The following is a 17,756-nucleotide window of genomic DNA, read 5'->3' as shown; positions in this document are numbered from 1 at the left end:
CTCAGGCAGCTTCTTCCTGCTCGGCTTCCTCATTGTCGGCCTTGGCGCCACGCTTAGGGCCCTTGTTGAGGTTGACCTCGATCAGGCGCACGGCTTCGGTTTCCGACATGCGGTTGACGGCCGCGATCTCGCGGGCCATGCGGTCGAGGGCCGCCTCATAGAGCTGACGCTCGGAATAGGACTGCTCCGGCTGGTTGTCGGCGCGGTAGAGGTCGCGCACAACTTCCGAGATCGAGATCAGGTCGCCCGAATTGATTTTCGCATCATATTCCTGGGCGCGGCGCGACCACATGGTGCGCTTGACGCGGGCGCGGCCCTGCACGACCTTCAGCGCGCGCTCGACATAATCTTCTTCCGACAGCTTACGCATGCCGATGGAGGTCGCCTTGGCGACCGGCACCTTCAGGCGCATCTTGTCCTTCGAGAAGTCGATCACGAACAGTTCCAGCTTGTGTCCAGCAACTTCCTGCTCGTCGATCGAGACGATCTGGCCGACGCCATGCGCCGGGTAGACGATGTACTCGCCGGTCTTGAAACCGTGACGCGCAGCGGTGGACTTCTTCTGCGGGGTGATCGTTGCCATTACGCCCTGAACTCCTTGTTGTGGTACCGGCGTCCTGCCGGCCCGAACTCGCTCGATCGGGGAAACCGATCGTTAGCCGCACAACAGATGAACCCATCGGAAAAGCCGGACCGGCAAACGCAATATTGCGACCGCCTGGCCCAGATCGCTCTGGTCCGGAATGGGATTTTCACCTTTCAGTGATTTGGGGCGTCTGCGCCATAAATCGACGTTGTGTCACCGGCATGTTTCGCTGATGTAACACAAAAAGTCGGAAGAATCAAGGTTTTGCTGCATACGCGAAGGCCACAGGTCGGCGCCGGCTGTCAAGCCGGTTAATGTGACGTGCCTCTTACCTTGCGTAATACCGGCCTTTGCGGCCGTGTTGTCAATCGCCTTCGCCAGGCTCTGCCGAGAAGTATTTCTCGAACTTGCCGGCCTCACCGTCGAAGGATTTGGCGTCTGCCGGAGGCTCCTTCTTGGCGGTGATGTTGGGCCATTTGTCGGCGTATTCGGTGTTGATCTGCAGCCATTTGTCGAGGCCGGGCTCGGTGTCGGGCTTGATCGCGTCGGCCGGGCATTCCGGCTCGCAAACGCCGCAGTCGATGCACTCGTCGGGATGGATGACGAGCATGTTCTCGCCTTCGTAGAAACAGTCGACCGGACAGACCTCGATGCAGTCCATGTATTTGCATTTGATGCAATTGTCGGTCACGACATAGGTCATCGGTCGGCTCCGGGACGTCCCATTTTTGTTGGGCTTTTTCCGTCAGGTAACGCCTTTATCGGCCGCTTGCAAGGGTAGCCATTGCGGGAGGTGCCGGTGTTTCCGGAATGGAATTCCAGACGGCAGGCCCGGCGGAAGTCAGTCATGTCCCGCGCAGTGTCTTGTTTGCCGGGTTCAGTTTTTGCCCCAGGCGTGTCGTTGCCCCAAATCGCTACGCATTTTGGGACGACATGCGTCAGTCTTCGCCAAGCAAACGGTCGGTTTGGCGGCGTTCCTTCTTGGTCGGGCGGCCGCTGCCGGCCTCGCGCAGCCCCGGAATTGCATCGGGAGGGGCCTCGCCCTTCGGTGCGGGCGGCGGCGACATATCCTCGTAGAGCGTGCGGGCCTCCTCGGCCGGGCCGCGTCGTGTACCGGCGCCGAGCACCTTCCAGATGAAGATGCGCCGCTCGAGCGTGATGGTCAGCACGTCGCCAGGCTTGACCTGATCGGAGGCCTGCGCTGCTTTGTCGCGATTGATGCGAACCCGCCCGGCGACGACCAACTTTGCCGCCAGCGAGCGTGATTTCACGGCGCGCGAGAAGAACAGCCATTTGTCGATACGCTGGCGGCCTTCAGCAACCATCGAAGCGCTAGAGCATGATGCCGAAAAGTGCGAAGCGGTTTTCGGACGACATCATGCTCTATCTCTTAGTTTAGAGGCGGATTCAGATCTCAGGTCGATTCGACCTGAAATCATCCGGCTCTGGCCTACTTCTTCAGCTGGTCGCGCAATGCGGCGAGCTTGGCAAAGGGCGAGTCCGGATCGAAGCGCACCGGGCGCTCCTCGCGCGGCTTTGGCTGGAAGGCGGGCTTGCCGCCTTGCGGACCACCCTTGCCATCCGGCCTGCCACCCTTCCAGTCGGGACGGCCTTCGCGGCGGTCGGGACGCTCGCCTTGCGGCCGGCCGTCACGCCGCTGTTCGCCTTCAGCCTGCGGCTTGGGTTTGAACTTCGAGCGGTCGAAGCGCGGCTTGCCGGCTCCATCGCGCCGTCCTTCATGGGCCGGGCGTTCTCCGGGTGCAGCTGCGGCCGGTGCGCCGGCGGCATCCGCAGGCGCATCGCTTCGGCCGCGCGCTTGTCCGTTGCGCGGGCGATTGTTCCTGCGGTTGTCGTCGCGGTTGCGCGGGCGCTGTTCGAAACGACCCTGACGCCACAACAGGATGGGTTTTGGCGCTTCGGCTTCCGGCATAGGTTCGCCGATGGCTACTTCAGCCGCCGCTGCAGGCTCTTCCGGCGCGGCATCTGCCGCTTGCTCGGCTGGTGCGGCTTCTTCTGCCGCTGCGGCTTCAATCTCGGCAGCTTCAGCCTCTGCCTGCGGTTCAACCGGCGCAGGTTCAGCGGCTTCGGCCACAGCCTCGGCTACAGGCGCTTCGTCTTGCACGGTTTCGACCGGAGCGTCCGCCTGTTCTTCCACGGCAGGCGCAGCAGGTTCCGCCGCGGCGTCAGCGATGATTTCGGCGGGAATTTCGGCCGCCGTTTCCGAAACGGCCACTGTGTCCGATGCCGGCTCCGACCCTTCGACTGCGGCCTCTGCTGCGGCATCCGTTGCCGCGGCTTCGGCCGCTTTGGCCTGCTCGGCTCGTGCAGCCTCTTCCGCCGCAAGCTTCGCCACCGCCGCTTCGCGCGCGGCATTGTCCTGTGCTTCGAGCCGCGCCTTGACCTCGACGGCCGGCTTCGGCTCGGCGCGGTAGCCGAGACCTTTGAGGATCTCTTCCATGTCGTCCGCGGTGGCGCCGAGGATCGACATCATCGGCGGCGTCACCATGAAGGACTGGCCGTCATAGGCGCCGTCCGGACGCTGGCCGAGGCCGGGCTTCCAGTTGGTCGCCGGGCGGATCAGGTCGGCCAGCCGTTCCAGAATGTCGATGCGCACGGCGCGGCGGCCGAGATTGCGGTAGCCGGCAAGCTTGTAGAAGGTCTTGTCGAAGGCCGGGTCGATGACCACCGAGGTGCGGCCCGAGGCGAGCGCATGGACCACGTCGCCAAAGCCTGGCTTGTCCTTGCCATCATTCTTCAGCGCCCACAGCAGCGTCACCAGTCCGGCAGGCGCCGGCTTGATCAGCGCCGGCACGAAGACATGGTAGGCGCCGAAGCGCACGCCAAGCCGGCGAAGAGCGGCGCGGCCTTCCTGGTCGAGCGACTTCATCTCCTCAGCGATGTCGCGTCGGTTGATGAGACCGAAATTCTCGACCAGCTGGAAAGCGATGCCGCGGCCGATGCCGGAGATCTGATCGGCGTTCTTCAGGTCGACCAGCGGCTTCAGCAGCGACTCGATCTGGAAATTGACGAACCGCTCGGCACGCGCGGCGACCTTGTCGCGCGCCGGGCCGGTCAGTTGTTCGTCGGCCAGCAGCACCAGGCGCGGCTTCAGCGCGTCTTCGCCCGAGACCAGCGTGCCGATCGGCGCGCCGATCCAGCGCAGCGTGCCGTCCGAGCCAAGCGCGATGTCGCCATTGGCTGAGGCGCCGAAGCGTTCGGCGCGCGCCTCGAACTCGGCGGCCAGCGCCTTCTGGGCGGCAGTGCGCACCGCCTTGGCGTCTTCACCGCCGGCGGTCTGGTCGGCGGTGAAGCGGAACCCTTGCAACTCGCCGACATGGTGGCCTTCGACAAGGACGGTTCCGGTAGGACTAATTTCGGCTTCAGGCATGGTATTTTCTCTAAGGCGCCGCATGAGGACGGAAGTCCTGCGGTCTACGAAGCGTTTCGTCAACCGCTCATGCAGCGCATCCGACAATCTGTCTTCGATTTCGCGCGTCTTTTCCTGCCAGTGTGCCTGATCGGCCAGCCAGCCGGGCCGGTTCGACACGAATGTCCAGGTGCGGATCTGGGCGATGCGATGCGACAGCGTGTCGATATCGCCCTCTGTGGTGTCGGCGCGGCGCACCTGTTCGGCCATGTAATTCTCGTCGACATGGCCGTGGCGTGCGAGGTCCGTGTAGATCGAGGCAATGAGGTCGGCATGCTGGGCCGGCGCGATCTTACGGTAGTCGGGCAGCGCGCAGGCTTCCCACAGCAGCGCCACGCGCTTGGCGTTGGTGGCAAGCGCGCGGATGTCCTCGTCGCGCGACAGATGCTCGAGCGCCTGCGCGTCGACGGCAGGCAATGCCCGCGTCAGTCCCTCGACCGGGGCGTTGGTCTCGATCGAGCGCTTCAGCGCATCGAGGCTGGCGAAGTCGAAATGCGCGGTGCGCCACTGCAGCACCTTCACAGGATCGAAATCATGGCCTTCGATCTTCTTGATCAGCTCCTCGTCCAGCGGGTCGACCTGGCCGGTGACGCCGAAGGTACCGTCGCGCAGATGCCGGCCGGCGCGACCGGCGATCTGGCCAAGCTCGGCCGCGGTCAGGTTGCGATACTGGAAGCCATCGAACTTGCGGTTCTGGGCGAAGGCGACGTGGTCGAGATCGAGGTTGAGGCCCATGCCGATGGCGTCGGTGGCGATGAGATAGTCGACATCGCCGGACTGGAACAGCGCCACCTGGGCGTTGCGGGTGCGCGGCGAGAGCGCGCCGAGCACGACGGCGGCACCGCCTTGCTGGCGGCGGATCAGCTCGGCGATGGCGTAGACCTCGTCGGCCGAGAAGGCGACGATCGCCGTGCGCCGCGGCAGGCGTGTCAGCTTCTTGGAGCCGGCATAGGCAAGATGCGACAGCCTCGGCCGCGTCACCACCGAGACACCCCTCAGCAGGCGCTGCAGGATGCCGTGCATGGTGGCCGCACCGAGCAGCAGCGTTTCCTGGCGGCCGCGCAAATGCAGGATGCGGTCGGTGAAGATGTGGCCGCGCTCGAGGTCGCCGGCAAGCTGCACCTCGTCGATGGCGACGAAGGCGGCGTCGGTCTCGCGCGGCATGGCCTCGACGGTGCAGACCGAATATTTGGCGCCGGCAGGCTGGATCTTTTCCTCGCCGGTGATCAGCGCGACCTTGTGGGCGCCGACCTTTTCGCAAACGCGGGCGTAGACCTCACGCGCCAGCAGCCTGAGCGGCAGGCCGATGATGCCGCTCTCGTGCGCCACCATGCGTTCGATAGCGAGATGGGTCTTGCCGGTGTTGGTCGGCCCCAGCACGGCGGTCACGTCGCGGCCCGACAGGATTAGCGGCTCGGAGTGTTTGGGCTGGATGTTCATTGACCTAGAATAAGGCTTCCGGGACCTGGAAATAAGGCTTTCTGGCCTCTGGTTGTCGGGAGCGTGCCTCAAGTGGCGCGTATGACAGGCGACACATAGGGATTTCGGGCGCGAAGCGAAAGCGGAATGTTCCGCCGGCGGCGAGAAGGTGTTTTGTCAAGCTCTCAACCGGCTGCGAATTAACGGATAGAACGAGTCTGGAACGAATCGGCGACGAATCAGTGACTCCTGCAGATTCAGCTTTTGTTCACGGCTACATGTGGATTTTGCGACCGGGAGTCGCACCACATGCTGAATCGCTGAACTGGCCCGTTTCATGCTAAGAGGGTGTTGCCGTTAACCTTTGCCGATAAACGATCACAATGGCTTGGCGTGCCTCACCCAAAGTTCTGAAATTGTTGATCTTTCTTAATCTGCGTTAAGGAATTGGCAGGCGATTCCGGCTGTCGTCGTTAACGTTCCGCTCAAAGCCGGAACGAATCGGCGACGAATCAGCGATGCCGGAATCTTCCTGTTTTGTTCACCCCAATATCTTGTGTTGTGAACAGCTTATCCACCGAGAATCCACAGGCTCGGAGACAGGTTTCGCACAGGGCGGCTGGCCGCTGTTAACCTCTGCGTGCCGGATTGGGTCAGCAGCCATTGCGGGCACATCGAAGGGACCGTGCCGGCAACGAAAAACGGGCCGGTGTGCCGGCCCGTCGATCTCTCCACTTACATTACGGCGTCGTCAGGCGAAGTATTGGCCGCCATTGGCTGTGATGGTCGAGCCGGTGATGAAGCCGGCATCTTCGGACGCGAGGAAGACGACGCAGCGCGCGATTTCTTCGGGCTCGCCGAGGCGGCCGACAGGGATCTGCGGAATGATGCGCTCGTTGAGCACCTTCTCGTCGATCGCCTTGACCATCTCGGTGGCGATGTAGCCGGGGCAGATGACGTTGACGGTGATGCCCGCGCGAGCCCCCTCCTGAGCGAGAGCTTTGCTGAAACCGATGTCGCCGGCCTTGGCGGCGGAATAGTTGACCTGGCCGGCCTGGCCCTTCTGACCGTTGATCGAGGAGATGGTGATGACCCGGCCGAACTTGCGGTCGCGCATGCCGCTCCACAGCGGATGCGTCATGTTGAAGACGCCGGACAGGTTGGTGTCGATGACCTCTTTCCACTGTTCGCGCGTGATCTTGTGGAACATGGCGTCACGGGTGATGCCGGCATTGTTGACCAGCACCGAGACGGGGCCGAGATCGGCCTCGACCTGCTTGATGCCGGCGGCGCAGGAATCATAGTCGGCGACCGACCATTTGTAGACCGGAATGCCGGTCTCGGCCTTGAATTTTGCCGCCGCTTCGTCATTGCCGGCATAATTCGCGGCAACCGAATAGCCGACGGTCTTCAATGCGATCGAGATCGCCGCGCCGATGCCGCGCGATCCGCCCGTGACGATTGCTACCTTGGTCATATGTTCCTCCCGTTGGTCGGGCGAGCGAATAGGGAGTGGCGAATAGCGAGTAGGGATTTGATATCCCGTCGCGCTGACGCCATTCTCCCCTATTCGCTACTCCCTATTGGCTATTCACTTTTCTATCAGAGTGCTTCCACGCACATGGCGACGCCCATGCCGCCGCCGATGCAGAGCGTAGCGAGGCCCTTCTTGGCGCCGCGCCGGCGCATCTCGAACACCAGCGTGTTGAAGACACGGGCGCCCGAAGCGCCGATCGGGTGGCCGATGGCGATGGCGCCGCCGTTGACGTTGACGATCGAGGGATCCCAGCCCATGTCCTTGTTGACGGCGCAGGCTTGCGCTGCAAAGGCTTCGTTGGCCTCGACCAGGTCGAGATCGCCGATCGACCAGCCAGCCTTTTCCAAGGCCTTGCGCGAGGCGGGAATAGGTCCGGTGCCCATGATCTGCGGATCGACGCCGGCGGTCGCCCAGGACACGATGCGCGCCAGCGGGGTGATGCCGCGCCTCACCGCTTCCGCTTCGCTCATCAGCAGCGCGCCGGCGGCGCCGTCATTGATGCCGGAGGCATTGGCGGCGGTGACCGTGCCGTCCTTGTCGAAAGCCGGCTTCAGTTTGGTCATGGCGTCGATCGTGGCGCCGTGGCGGATGTACTCGTCCTGGTCGACAATGGTGTCGCCCTTCTTGCCCTTGATGGTGACGGCGACGATCTCGTCCTTGAACTTGCCGGCCTTCTGCGCAGCCTCGGCCTTGTTCTGCGAGGCCAGCGCAAACTGGTCCTGGTCGTCGCGGGTGATCTGGAACTGACGCGCGACGTTTTCTGCGGTGTTGCCCATGTGATAGCCGTTGAAGGCATCCCACAGTCCGTCCTTGATCATGGTGTCGATCAGCTTGAAGTCGCCCATCTTGACGCCGGCGCGCAGGTGCTGGGCATGCGTCGAAAGCGACATCGATTCCTGGCCGCCGGCGATGATCACCTTGGCATCGCCGGTGGCGATCTGCTGCATGCCGAGCGCAATGGCGCGCAGACCCGAGCCGCAAACCTGATTGAGGCCCCAGGCGGTGGTTTCCTTGGGCAGGCCGGCATTGATCGATGCCTGGCGGGCCGGGTTCTGCCCTTGCGCGGCCGTCAGCACCTGACCGAGGATGACCTCGTCGACCTCGCCTGGCTCGACACCGGCACGCGACAGCAATTCCCTGATGACGACGGCACCGAGCTCATGCGCCGGGGTCGCGGCGAAGGCGCCGTTGAAGGAACCGACCGGCGTGCGCGCCGCACTGGCAATGACGATGGAAGCGGACATTTTCTTCTCCAGACTTCAAGGGTGTTGTTCTGTCGTTGAGGACTTTTCTTGCCCTTTCCCAACCCCAAGTCAAACCGGAAATGGGCATGGCGCCCATGCGCGGCAAGCAGGTCGCGCCTTGCCGTGGCGGCCGTTCGTCCATTGCTGCGCAGCATATTTTGCCCGCTATGCAGCATTTAGTGATCCCGCACTGCACAAACTGCTTGGAATTATGCGGCTTTTGCGCATATCCTCAAAAAAGGCACAATCGTTATCGGCGGCTTACTCAGAGGCGCGCCGGTGTCCCCGGGAGGATGTAGATGGCCGCTAAAGACGATCCGATCATCATCAAGAAATACGCCAATCGCCGCCTCTACAACACCGGCACCAGCACCTATGTGACGCTCGAGGACCTCGCCGAGATGGTCAAGAAGGGCGAGGAGTTCACCGTTCAGGACGCCAAGACCGGCGACGACATTACGCATCCGGTGCTGACCCAGATCATCTTCGAACTGGAGAACAAGGACGGGCAGAACATGCTGCCGATCCCGTTCCTGCGCCAGCTGATCGCCTATTACGGCGACCAGATGCAGATGATCGTGCCGAGCTTCCTGGAACAGTCGATGCTCGCCTTTTCCAAGGAGCAGGAACGCTTTCGCGAGCAGATGAAGGGGGCGATCAGCAAGTCGCCGCTCGACATGATGAAGATCACCACGCCGATCAAGGCGCTGGAGGAACAGACACGCCGCAACATGGAAATGTTCCAGAACGCGATGCGGCTGTTCACGCCGTTCCCGCCCGCTGGCTCCGCGCCGGCCGCTGCGCCAACGCCCGAGCCGGCCAGGAAGGAAACGCCAGAAAAACCCGACGACCTTCAGGAGCTGAAGGATCAGATCGCGGCCATGCAGCGCAAGCTCGACACGATGTCGTGAGCCGTTAGGATCGCAAGATCCGATAGCAACGGCGCATCGGCGACCTAAGGCAGCACGCCCTCATAGCGGCCGCGCGGCCTGATGACACTTCCGCTTGTTATCTGTTCTACCGTGTGCGCGGCCCAGCCGACGCTGCGTGCGAGCGCAAACAGGCGGAACGGTGCATCGCGCGGCAAGCCAAGGCTGCGCGTCAGCGCGGCCAGCCCAAAGTCGATGTTGGGGAGCGCTCCGGTCGCGGCAAGGGCAGCGTCGCGCAGCGACGATAGTGTGCCGTCAACCTCGATCACCGACAGCAGCGCCGTCCCCCGGGGGTCGCCGTCGGGATAGAGTTGATGACCGAACCCCGGCAGCGGCCGGTCATGGCTGAGCCAGCGCCGGATCGTCGCATCGGCGCCATGTCGCGCCGCATCCTCGGCCAGTTGCATCACCGCCTCGCCGGCGCCGCCATGACGTGGTCCCGATAGTGTCGCGAGCCCAGCGAGCAGGCAAGCGGCCAGCGGCGCGCCGGTCGAGGCTGCGACGCGCGCGGCGAAGGTCGACGCATTCAGCTCATGATCGGCAAGCAGGACAAGCGCGCGGCGGATCGCTTCGGCGCCGCCGGCATCCACCGACCAGTCCTGCGCCAGCCGTTGATGGACCGGACCTGATCCCGCCGGAGCGCCCAGCGCGCCGGCCAGCACGCCGACCGCGTGCGCGGCATCGGCATGCAGCGAGGCGGCGCTGCGCCCAAGCGATGGGCGTCCCTGGCCGGCAAGCACGGCAAGTCGTGCAAAGGCCGCGGCTCGGCCAGCCTGATGCGGCGCATCCGGCGACGGTGCTTCGAAAGCCACCGGTTCTGGCAGAGCCCACAGGACGGCAGCGGCTTCTTCCAACGTGGCATATGCAGAAAGCGCTGCGGCGTCCTGCCCGCGATAGACGAGCCGACCGTGCGAGACGGTCGAAATCGCCGTTGCGATCGAGGGCTCGCCCCAGGCAATGGCACTTTCAGCGATGACTGACGGGCTGCGGCCGCGTGCCCGGCGGATCGCCAGGGCGGCAATATCGTCGGCACGATACTGGCTGCGGCGCGGATCGGCGCGGTCGGGCCGCATGCCGATGCGCCCACGGCTGACATAGGCGTACAGCGTCTGTGCCCGCACCTTAAGGCGCTCGAGCGCTTCTTCCCTGGACAACCACTCGGACATATCGAGCTCTGATATTGATTCTATTGATCAAGATTGATGGATGTGTTGCCCAGCCTTATCTCCGATCCGGAAATGCTTCAAGGAGACAGGCTATGGCGAATGGGCTCGATGACGTGGTGGCGGCGGAAACGGTGCTGTCCGATGTGGATGGTCTTGGCGGCCGTCTGACGATCCGAGGTCATTCGCTGCCGGAACTGGCCGGCCGCTGGCGTTATGCGCAGGTTGTTCGGTTGCTGCTGGATGGCTTCTTCGACGACCTTCCCGATGATGCGGAATTGACGCGGGCTCTGGGCCAGGCACGTGCGGACGTGTTCGAACGGCTTTTGCCCTCGTTGCCCCTGCTGGCATCGCTCGATGTCTACAGCGCTATGCGCGCCGGCATGGCGCTGCTGCCGGACGGCGATACGCTGACGGACGCCTTGCTGCTGATCGCGGCGCCCGCGGTGCTGACACCGGCCCTGCTGCGCCTGCAGCGCGGCGAGGAGCCGATCGCGTCGGACAGCCGCGCCGACCATGCCGCCGATATGCTGAGGATGCTCAACGGTGCGGCCGCTTCGCCGGCGCTGGCAAAAGCGCTCGACACCTATCTGGTGACCGTCTGCGATCATGGCCTCAACGCATCGACCTTCGCCACACGCGTGGTCGCCTCGACACTGGCTGGCCTGACTTCGTCCGTGCTGGCCGGGCTTGGCGCGCTCAAGGGGCCGCTGCATGGCGGCGCGCCTGGCCCTGTCATCGAGATGCTGGATGCGATCCAGGCGCATGGCGATGCCGCCGGTTGGCTGCGCGACGAGGTCGCGCATGGCGAGCGCATCATGGGGTTCGGACATCGCATCTACCGCGTGCGCGATCCGCGCGCCGATGTACTGAAGGCGGTCGTGCGGCAACTCGGCGGCGAGGGCGAAACCGGCCGCCGGCTCGCCTTCGCGGAGACAGTGGAGCAAGCAGCACTCGACGTGCTGCGGGTCGCCAAGCCGTCGCGCTCGCTGCAGACCAATGTCGAGTTCTACACCGCGCTGTTGCTGGAGGCAGCGGGCTTTCCACCGTCAGCCTTCAGCAATGTCTTTGCCGCGGGGCGTGTCGCCGGCTGGATTGCCCATGCACGCGAGCAGCAGACGACCGGACGGCTGATCCGTCCGCAGTCGCGCTATGTTGGGCCTGTACCGGACCTGGTTGCCTGAGTTCTTTCGCCTGGGAAGGGCGGGGCGATCCAGCCTACGTCCTCCTGGTGAGCGGCCGTGTGGCCGCTCATGACGAAAATTTCATCTCGCCGCAAATTCTGGCCGCTGTTATTGCGTCGCATTGAGCCTATATGCTGCACTGCAACATAAGTCCGCTCTTGCCGCAACCAGAGGATTCTGCCCTTGGCCGCCAGAAAAACCGCAATTATCACCGGCTCCACATCGGGCATTGGCCTGGCCATCGCCCAGGCGTTGGCGGCCGAAGGCCATAACGTCGTCGTCAACTCCTTCTCCGACACGGCCGCCGACCACGCCATCGCCGATGCAATCGCCAGACAGCACAAGGTGAAGACTGTCTACATCAAGGCCGATATGTCGAAACCGGCCGAATGCCGGGCGCTTGTCGCCAAGGCGGCTGAGATATTCGGGTCGGTCGATATCCTCGTCAACAATGCCGGCATCCAGCATGTCGCGCCGGTGGAGGAATTCCCAACCGAGAAGTGGGATGCCATCATCGCCATCAACCTCTCGTCGGCGTTCCACACCATCGCAGCCGCAATTCCACTGATGAAAAAGGCCGGCGGTGGCCGGATCGTCAACATTGCCTCGGCGCATGGCCTGGTCGCGTCACCGTTCAAGTCGGCCTATGTCGCGGCCAAGCACGGCATCATGGGGCTGACCAAGACCGTCGCGCTCGAACTGGCGCGTGAGAAAATCACCTGCAACGCCATCTGCCCGGGCTATGTGTTGACGCCGCTGGTCGAGGCGCAGATCCCCGACCAGATGAAAGCCCACAACATGGACCGCGAGACCGTCATCCGCGAGGTCATGCTGGACAAGCAGCCGACCAAGGAATTCGTCACGGTTGAGCAGATCGCGGCAGCGGCGGTGTTCCTGTGTTCGGACGCGGCAGCGCAGGTCAACGGCACGCATCTCTCCGTCGACGGCGGCTGGACCGCCGCGTGAGGCGCAAAATTTTCTCATCTACCCAAACAGACAGATCAAGGACGACGCCATGACCAAAAACGGCAAGGCGGAGGAGACGAAGAAGATCAACGTAGCACTTCAGGGGGGCGGCTCGCACGGGGCCTTTTCCTGGGGTGTGCTCGACCGCCTGCTGGAGGACGGACGGCTGGAGATATCAGCAGTGTCCGGCACCAGCGCCGGCGCCATGAACGCGGTGGCGCTGGCCGACGGCTTTGTCCGCGGTGGCGTCGAGGGAGCCCGGCAAAAACTCGACGATTTCTGGCGTGCGGTGGCGGCCAAGGGCCGGTTCAGCCCGGTGCAGCGCATGCCTTGGGATGTCGCCTGGGGCAACTGGTCGATCGAGAACACGCCCGGCTACGTCTTCTTCGACACCATGTCGCGGGTGTTCTCGCCCTACGTCGCCAACCCGCTCGGCCTCAATCCGCTGCGCGACGTGGTGCAGCAGGAGATCGATTTCGAGAATGTCCGCGCCTGCAAGTCGATGGAACTGTTCATCTCGGCGACCAATGTCGAGACCGGACAGTTGCGCGTCTTTTCCGACGGCGAGATCGACCTCGACACGGTGATGGCCTCGGCCTGCTTGCCGCAACTGTTCCGTGCCGTCGAGATCAAGGGCGTGCCCTATTGGGATGGCGGCTATGGCGGCAATCCGGCGCTCTATCCTTTCTTCAAGACGGCCGCGACCGAGGACGTGCTTCTGGTGCAGATCAATCCGGTGGTGCGGGAGGGAACGCCGAGGAGCGCCAACGAGATCCAGAACCGCATTGACGAGATCACCTTCAACGCCGGGCTGCTGCGTGAATTCCGCTCGATCGCCTTCGTCAAGGAACTGATCGCCGCCGGCCGTCTGCCGCATGGCGAATACCGCGACATCCGCATGCACCGCATCGATGCCGACGAAGCGTTCAAGGACCTGTCGGCGTCATCGAAGGTCAATGCCGAATGGGCGTTCCTGACCTATCTGCGCGATCTCGGCCGCACCGCAGCCAGCGACTGGCTGGAAGAGAATTACGACGCCGTCGGCAAGCGTCCGACACTCGATCTCTCCGGCGAACTCGATGACGGCTTCAAGCCGGTGCGCGGTCCGGCACCCGGCCGCCGGGTCAAGGAATTTCTTGCTGCGCGGAAGAATCCCGAGGCGGAGCGCCGCCGGGCCTGAACGACCAATCGATGTGCATCAATTGGTCCGCGATCATGCTTTCAAGGTCAGGTTGATCACCCTGATCAGGGCGGCGGCTGCCTGCCGCTGCCCCTCCGGATCGCTGATCCGCGCCTTCATGCCTTCCAGCCCGTCGAGCAGCATGTCGGCAAGCAGTTGCGTCGACAGGCCCCTGGCCGCCAGATCGACGCCGTTCCTGGTTGCTTCGCCTTCGATTGCAGCGGCAATATGCTTGCCAAGCCCGCCGCGCCAGCATCCCACCAGATCGCCAAGGCTCGACTTCATGTCCAGCAATTCGGCGCCGTGCGGCGAGGCAATGACGGCGCTCATCATCGAGATGAATGCCTCATCGATGGCTCGCATCATACGCTCGGTGAAGGTGCCGTCGCCGGCCAGAGCCATTTGTGCCGCCTCGACCGAGCGCGACAGGATCATCATGGCGATGGCGCGGAAAATGTCGGTCTTGTTCTTGAACAGGAGATAGAGCGCCGGCCGCGACATGTCGGCGGCGCGGGCGATGTCATCCATGGTGGTGCGGGAGAAGCCATAGGCCAAAAACACCTTCATCGCCCCATCCAGGATGCGGACGCGTTTGGGGTCGGCGGCGGCGATGTCTTCGATCTGATTCATGGAGCAATTCTATCCTGCAAAATCTTAATTGACAAAATGACGTAATTTGTCAATCTGTTTGAGGATGAAATGACCAGGTGGCCATTTCACCTCGGGCAACAAAGGGTATCCCCATGCGCCTCACCGTCGACGGGCAGTCATTCGATATCGATGCCGATCCGGACATGCCGCTGCTGTGGGCGCTGCGCGATCTCATCGGCAAGACCGGACCGAAGTTCGGCTGCGGCATCGCCGCCTGCGGCGCCTGCACCGTTCATGTCGACGGTCAGCCGGTGCGTTCCTGCTCGCTTCCGGTCGGCCAGGTCAGCGGCGCCGTCACCACCATTGAAGGTATCGGCACTGCGGGCAGACTGCATCCGGTGCAGCAGGCATGGCTGGAGGAACAGGTCGCGCAATGCGGCTACTGCCAGGCCGGCCAGATCATGAGCGCGGTGGCGCTGCTCGACGAAGTCGCCGACCCGAGCGATGCCGACATTGACAACGCCATGGGCGGCAATCTCTGCCGCTGCGGCACCTATCCTAGGATTCGCTCGGCCATCAAGAAGGCTGCTGCGCTCAAGACGGCGGGGCTCTGACCATGGCCAGTGTCGGAAAGATCGCCCGCCGCACGTTTCTGATTGGCGCGGCCGCCGTCGCGGGCGGCGTTGCCGTCGGCTACTACTATTATCGCAAGCCTTTTCCGAACCCGCTCGAGGTCGAGCTCGGCAAGGGCGAGGCGACGTTCAACCCCTATGTGAAGATCGGCGCCGACAACACCATCACCATCGTCGCGCCGCGCGCCGAGATGGGGCAAGGCATTTCGACGACGCTCGCCGTCATGGTCGCTGAAGAACTCGATGTCGACCTTGATCGGGTCAAGGTCGAGCACGGCCCCGCCTCCTACGCCTATTACAACGCAGCGATCCTTGAAGAGGGTGGTCCGTTCGCCTTCTTCGACGAGAGCATGACCGCGCAAGCGGTGCGCTCGGGCCTTGGCGTGGTCGGCAAGTTCCTTGCCCTGCAGGGCACCGGTGGTTCGGCTTCGACACGTGATGGTTTTGACAAGATGCGGCAAGCGGGTGCTGCCGCCCGGCAGATGCTGATCGCGGCTGCGGCGCAAAAACTGGGTGTCGCCGCCGCCGATCTGGAAACGGCTGACGGTTCGATCCTGCACAAGGCGTCTGGCAAGTCGCTGACCTATGGCGCGGTCGCCGCGGCCGCTGCCGCGATGGCGCCGCCGGCCGAAGTCAGGCTCAAGGACCGGGCCGACTGGAACCTGCTGGGAAAGCCGCAAAAGCGCATCGACATGCTGGCCAAGGTCACCGGGGCGCCGATCTTCGGCATCGATGTCCGGCTGCCGGACATGCTCTACGGCACGGTCAAGATGAGCCCGCGCTTCTGGTCGACGCCGGTCAAGGCAGACCTCTCCAAGGCCGAGAAAATGCCTGGCGTGATCAAGATCGTGCCGCTCGAAACGAATTACGGCCATGGCTTCGGCATCATCGCCGACAATACATGGGCGGCGTTCAAGGCAGCCGAGGCGATCGACGCCCAGTGGTCCGACCCCGAATACCCGCTCAGCAGTGCCGCCATATCCGATGTGCTGAAGCAGACGCTTGGCACCAAGGGCTCGGTGATGCGCGACAATGGCGATGTCGATACCGCCTTTGCCGACGCGCCGCGCGAAAGGATCGTCGAGGCCGACTATGCGGTGCCCTATCTGGCGCATGCGACGATGGAGCCGATGAACGCGACGGCACAGTTTAGGGACGGCGCGCTAGACATCTGGTGCGGCAACCAGGCGCCGACCCTGGTGCGGCAGCTTTGTGCCAATGCGGTCGGCATCGAGCAGGACAAGATCACCGTGCACACCACCTTCATGGGCGGCGGTTTCGGCCGGCGCGTCGAGATGGATTACGCGCTGTGCGCCGCGCTGATGGCGAAGGAGACAGGCGGGCGTCCGATCAAGGTGACCTGGACGCGTGAAGAAGACATGCGCCACGACGCCTATCGACCAGCCGCTATCGGCAAGTTCCAGGCGCGGCTCGGTGATGATGGCATGCCGGTCGCCGTCGACATGAAGATGGCCTCGCCATCGGTGATTGCCGGCACGCTGCGCCGGCTGTTCCCCTCGATATCGCCGCTCGGTCCCGACAAGACCATTGTCGATGGCGCCTATGACCAGCCCTACACCATCCCGAACTACCGGGTCAGTGGTGTCACGGCGCCGGTCTCCATCCCCGTCGGCTCCTGGCGCTCGGTCGGCAGTTCGGTCAACGGCTTCTTCCATGAAGGCTTCATGGACGAGATCGCCGTTGCCGGAAAAATCGATCCGGTCGGGATGCGCAAGAGACTGATGGCCGCCTATCCCTCGGCGGTGAAGGTGGTGGAGAAAGTCGCCGCGATGGCGAAATGGGGTGAGGCGCTGCCCGCCGGCAAGGCCAAGGGCATGGCCTTCACGCTGTCCTTCGGCAGCTGGGTCGGCGAGATCGTCCAGGTGGCGGACACGCCGGTCGGTATCCGTATCGAGAAGGTGTGGATCGCCGCCGATGTCGGCACCGCGCTCGATCCCGGCATCATCGAGGCGCAGCTGATTTCGGCCGCCATCTACGGCCTGTCGGCGGCGATGGGCCAAGAAATCACCTTCGCCGACGGCATGGTCGAACAGTCGAACTTCCACGATTTCGACGCCATGCGGATCTTCCAGTGCCCGGTCTTCGAAGTCGCCATCCTGGAGAACTTCCACAAGATGGGCGGCGTCGGCGAGGTCGGCACACCGCCGGCGGCACCGGCCCTTGCCAACGCCATATTCGCGCTCACCGGCAAGCGCATCCGCTCGCTGCCGCTGTCGAAAACGGTGGCCTTCGCATGAAGAAGCTCCTCATCATGCTGACGCCTGCTGCCATGCTCGTCCTGGCAGTGCCGTTCGCGATCGCGCAAGAGAACCAGACGCCGGCGCCGGCGACGGTCGACGCGGCGAAAGGCCTGTCCGAATGGGACAAGATCTATGCGGTGTTCTCGCATCCGCGCTGTGCCGACTGTCATGTCGCGGACGACCGGCCGCGCTGGTCCGGCGCGCATTATGGCGGCACCCGCGTTCATGCCTTCAATGTCCAGCGCGGCGCTGACGGATCGGGCTTCGGCAATCCGGGCCTGCGCTGCACGACCTGCCATTTCTCCAGCAATTCCAATGCATTGCACGGGCCACCCGGAGCCGGTAGCTGGCATTTGGCGCCAACCGAGATGGCCTGGTTCGGCAAATCCTCGGCCGAGATCTGCGCTCAGATCAAGGATCCCCTGCGCAATGGCAACCGTAGCTTGAAGGATATCGCGCTGCATGTTCGCGACGACAAATTGGTCGCCTGGGGCTGGGCGCCGGGGTCGGATCGTGAGCCGGCTCCGGGCACTGCCGAAGCAACCTATCGAGCGATCGAAAACTGGGCGGCGGCGGGCGCATCTTGTCCGGTGGCGCAATGATCCCGCAACTTTCGCACTATATTGCGGTGCAACTT

At 63.7% G+C, this 17,756-nt stretch carries 15 protein-coding genes; 7 read left to right on the top strand and 8 right to left on the bottom strand.

All coding sequences use genetic code 11. The annotated features are described in order from the left end of the window. Nucleotide 1 precedes the first annotated feature (1 nt). The 6 genes from FCU66_RS06655 to FCU66_RS06630 form a co-directional block, all read right to left on the bottom strand. Entirely contained in the window at nt 2–583 is a 582-nt protein-coding gene (locus tag FCU66_RS06655; RefSeq protein ID WP_013529179.1) for a CarD family transcriptional regulator, read from the bottom strand. A 367-nt stretch (nt 584–950) separates the two neighbouring features. Next, entirely contained in the window at nt 951–1,289 is a 339-nt protein-coding gene (gene fdxA / locus FCU66_RS06650; protein WP_095487362.1) for a ferredoxin FdxA, read from the bottom strand. Nucleotides 1,290–1,524: 235 nt separating this feature from the next. After that, nucleotides 1,525–1,911, bottom strand: a complete 387-nt coding sequence (locus tag FCU66_RS06645; protein ID WP_127297242.1) for an RNA-binding S4 domain-containing protein — start codon at nt 1,909–1,911, stop codon at nt 1,525–1,527. A 125-nt stretch (nt 1,912–2,036) separates the two neighbouring features. Continuing rightward, nucleotides 2,037–5,453 (bottom strand): helicase-related protein, encoded by a 3,417-nt coding sequence (locus FCU66_RS06640; protein ID WP_136618394.1) that lies wholly within the window; start codon nt 5,451–5,453, stop codon nt 2,037–2,039. A gap of 730 nt (nt 5,454–6,183) precedes the next feature. After that, nucleotides 6,184–6,909, bottom strand: a complete 726-nt coding sequence (phbB, locus tag FCU66_RS06635; RefSeq protein ID WP_136618393.1) for an acetoacetyl-CoA reductase — start codon at nt 6,907–6,909, stop codon at nt 6,184–6,186. A 125-nt stretch (nt 6,910–7,034) separates the two neighbouring features. After that, nucleotides 7,035–8,213, bottom strand: coding sequence for an acetyl-CoA C-acetyltransferase (locus FCU66_RS06630; RefSeq protein WP_136618392.1), 1,179 nt, complete (start codon nt 8,211–8,213; stop codon nt 7,035–7,037). A 299-nt stretch (nt 8,214–8,512) separates the two neighbouring features. Between FCU66_RS06630 and phaR the strand changes: the two genes are divergently transcribed. Then, on the top strand, nt 8,513–9,124 hold the full coding sequence (phaR, locus tag FCU66_RS06625; RefSeq protein WP_136618391.1) for a polyhydroxyalkanoate synthesis repressor PhaR: 612 nt from the start codon (nt 8,513–8,515) through the stop codon (nt 9,122–9,124). A 44-nt stretch (nt 9,125–9,168) separates the two neighbouring features. Here phaR and FCU66_RS06620 read toward each other — a convergent pair whose 3' ends face one another. Further along, nucleotides 9,169–10,308, bottom strand: coding sequence for a citrate synthase (locus FCU66_RS06620; protein ID WP_136618390.1), 1,140 nt, complete (start codon nt 10,306–10,308; stop codon nt 9,169–9,171). Nucleotides 10,309–10,400: 92 nt separating this feature from the next. Between FCU66_RS06620 and FCU66_RS06615 the strand changes: the two genes are divergently transcribed. The 3 genes from FCU66_RS06615 to FCU66_RS06605 all read left to right on the top strand — a co-directional run bounded on the left by FCU66_RS06615 (nt 10,401) and on the right by FCU66_RS06605 (nt 13,635). After that, nucleotides 10,401–11,489, top strand: coding sequence for a citrate synthase/methylcitrate synthase (locus FCU66_RS06615; protein ID WP_136618389.1), 1,089 nt, complete (start codon nt 10,401–10,403; stop codon nt 11,487–11,489). A gap of 183 nt (nt 11,490–11,672) precedes the next feature. Then, nucleotides 11,673–12,455, top strand: coding sequence for a 3-hydroxybutyrate dehydrogenase (locus tag FCU66_RS06610; RefSeq protein ID WP_136618388.1), 783 nt, complete (start codon nt 11,673–11,675; stop codon nt 12,453–12,455). A gap of 49 nt (nt 12,456–12,504) precedes the next feature. Beyond that, nucleotides 12,505–13,635, top strand: coding sequence for a patatin-like phospholipase family protein (locus FCU66_RS06605; RefSeq protein WP_136618387.1), 1,131 nt, complete (start codon nt 12,505–12,507; stop codon nt 13,633–13,635). 33 nt (nt 13,636–13,668) lie between these two features. Here the strand turns inward: FCU66_RS06605 and FCU66_RS06600 are convergent, their stop codons facing one another. Continuing rightward, the gene (locus FCU66_RS06600; protein ID WP_136618386.1) at nt 13,669–14,265 is read right to left on the bottom strand and encodes a TetR/AcrR family transcriptional regulator; all 597 of its coding nucleotides are present in this window, start codon (nt 14,263–14,265) and stop codon (nt 13,669–13,671) included. 113 nt (nt 14,266–14,378) lie between these two features. Between FCU66_RS06600 and FCU66_RS06595 the strand changes: the two genes are divergently transcribed. The 3 genes from FCU66_RS06595 to FCU66_RS06585 are packed head-to-tail and all read left to right on the top strand — an operon-like array spanning nt 14,379 to nt 17,721. Continuing rightward, nucleotides 14,379–14,840, top strand: coding sequence for a (2Fe-2S)-binding protein (locus FCU66_RS06595; RefSeq protein WP_136618385.1), 462 nt, complete (start codon nt 14,379–14,381; stop codon nt 14,838–14,840). A 2-nt stretch (nt 14,841–14,842) separates the two neighbouring features. Then, entirely contained in the window at nt 14,843–17,116 is a 2,274-nt protein-coding gene (locus tag FCU66_RS06590) for a xanthine dehydrogenase family protein molybdopterin-binding subunit (RefSeq protein ID WP_136618384.1), read from the top strand. After that, complete coding sequence (locus tag FCU66_RS06585) at nt 17,113–17,721, top strand: hypothetical protein (protein WP_136618383.1); 609 nt, start codon at nt 17,113–17,115, stop codon at nt 17,719–17,721. The genes FCU66_RS06590 and FCU66_RS06585 overlap by 4 nt, the downstream gene beginning before the upstream one ends. The last annotated feature ends 35 nt before the right edge of the window (nt 17,722–17,756 follow it).

Origin of the sequence: Mesorhizobium norvegicum (assembly GCF_004919685.1) — a bacterium.
In the GTDB taxonomy this organism is placed as follows: Bacteria; Pseudomonadota; Alphaproteobacteria; order Rhizobiales; family Rhizobiaceae; genus Mesorhizobium; species Mesorhizobium norvegicum.
This window is presented reverse-complemented; position numbering and strand designations above follow the sequence as displayed.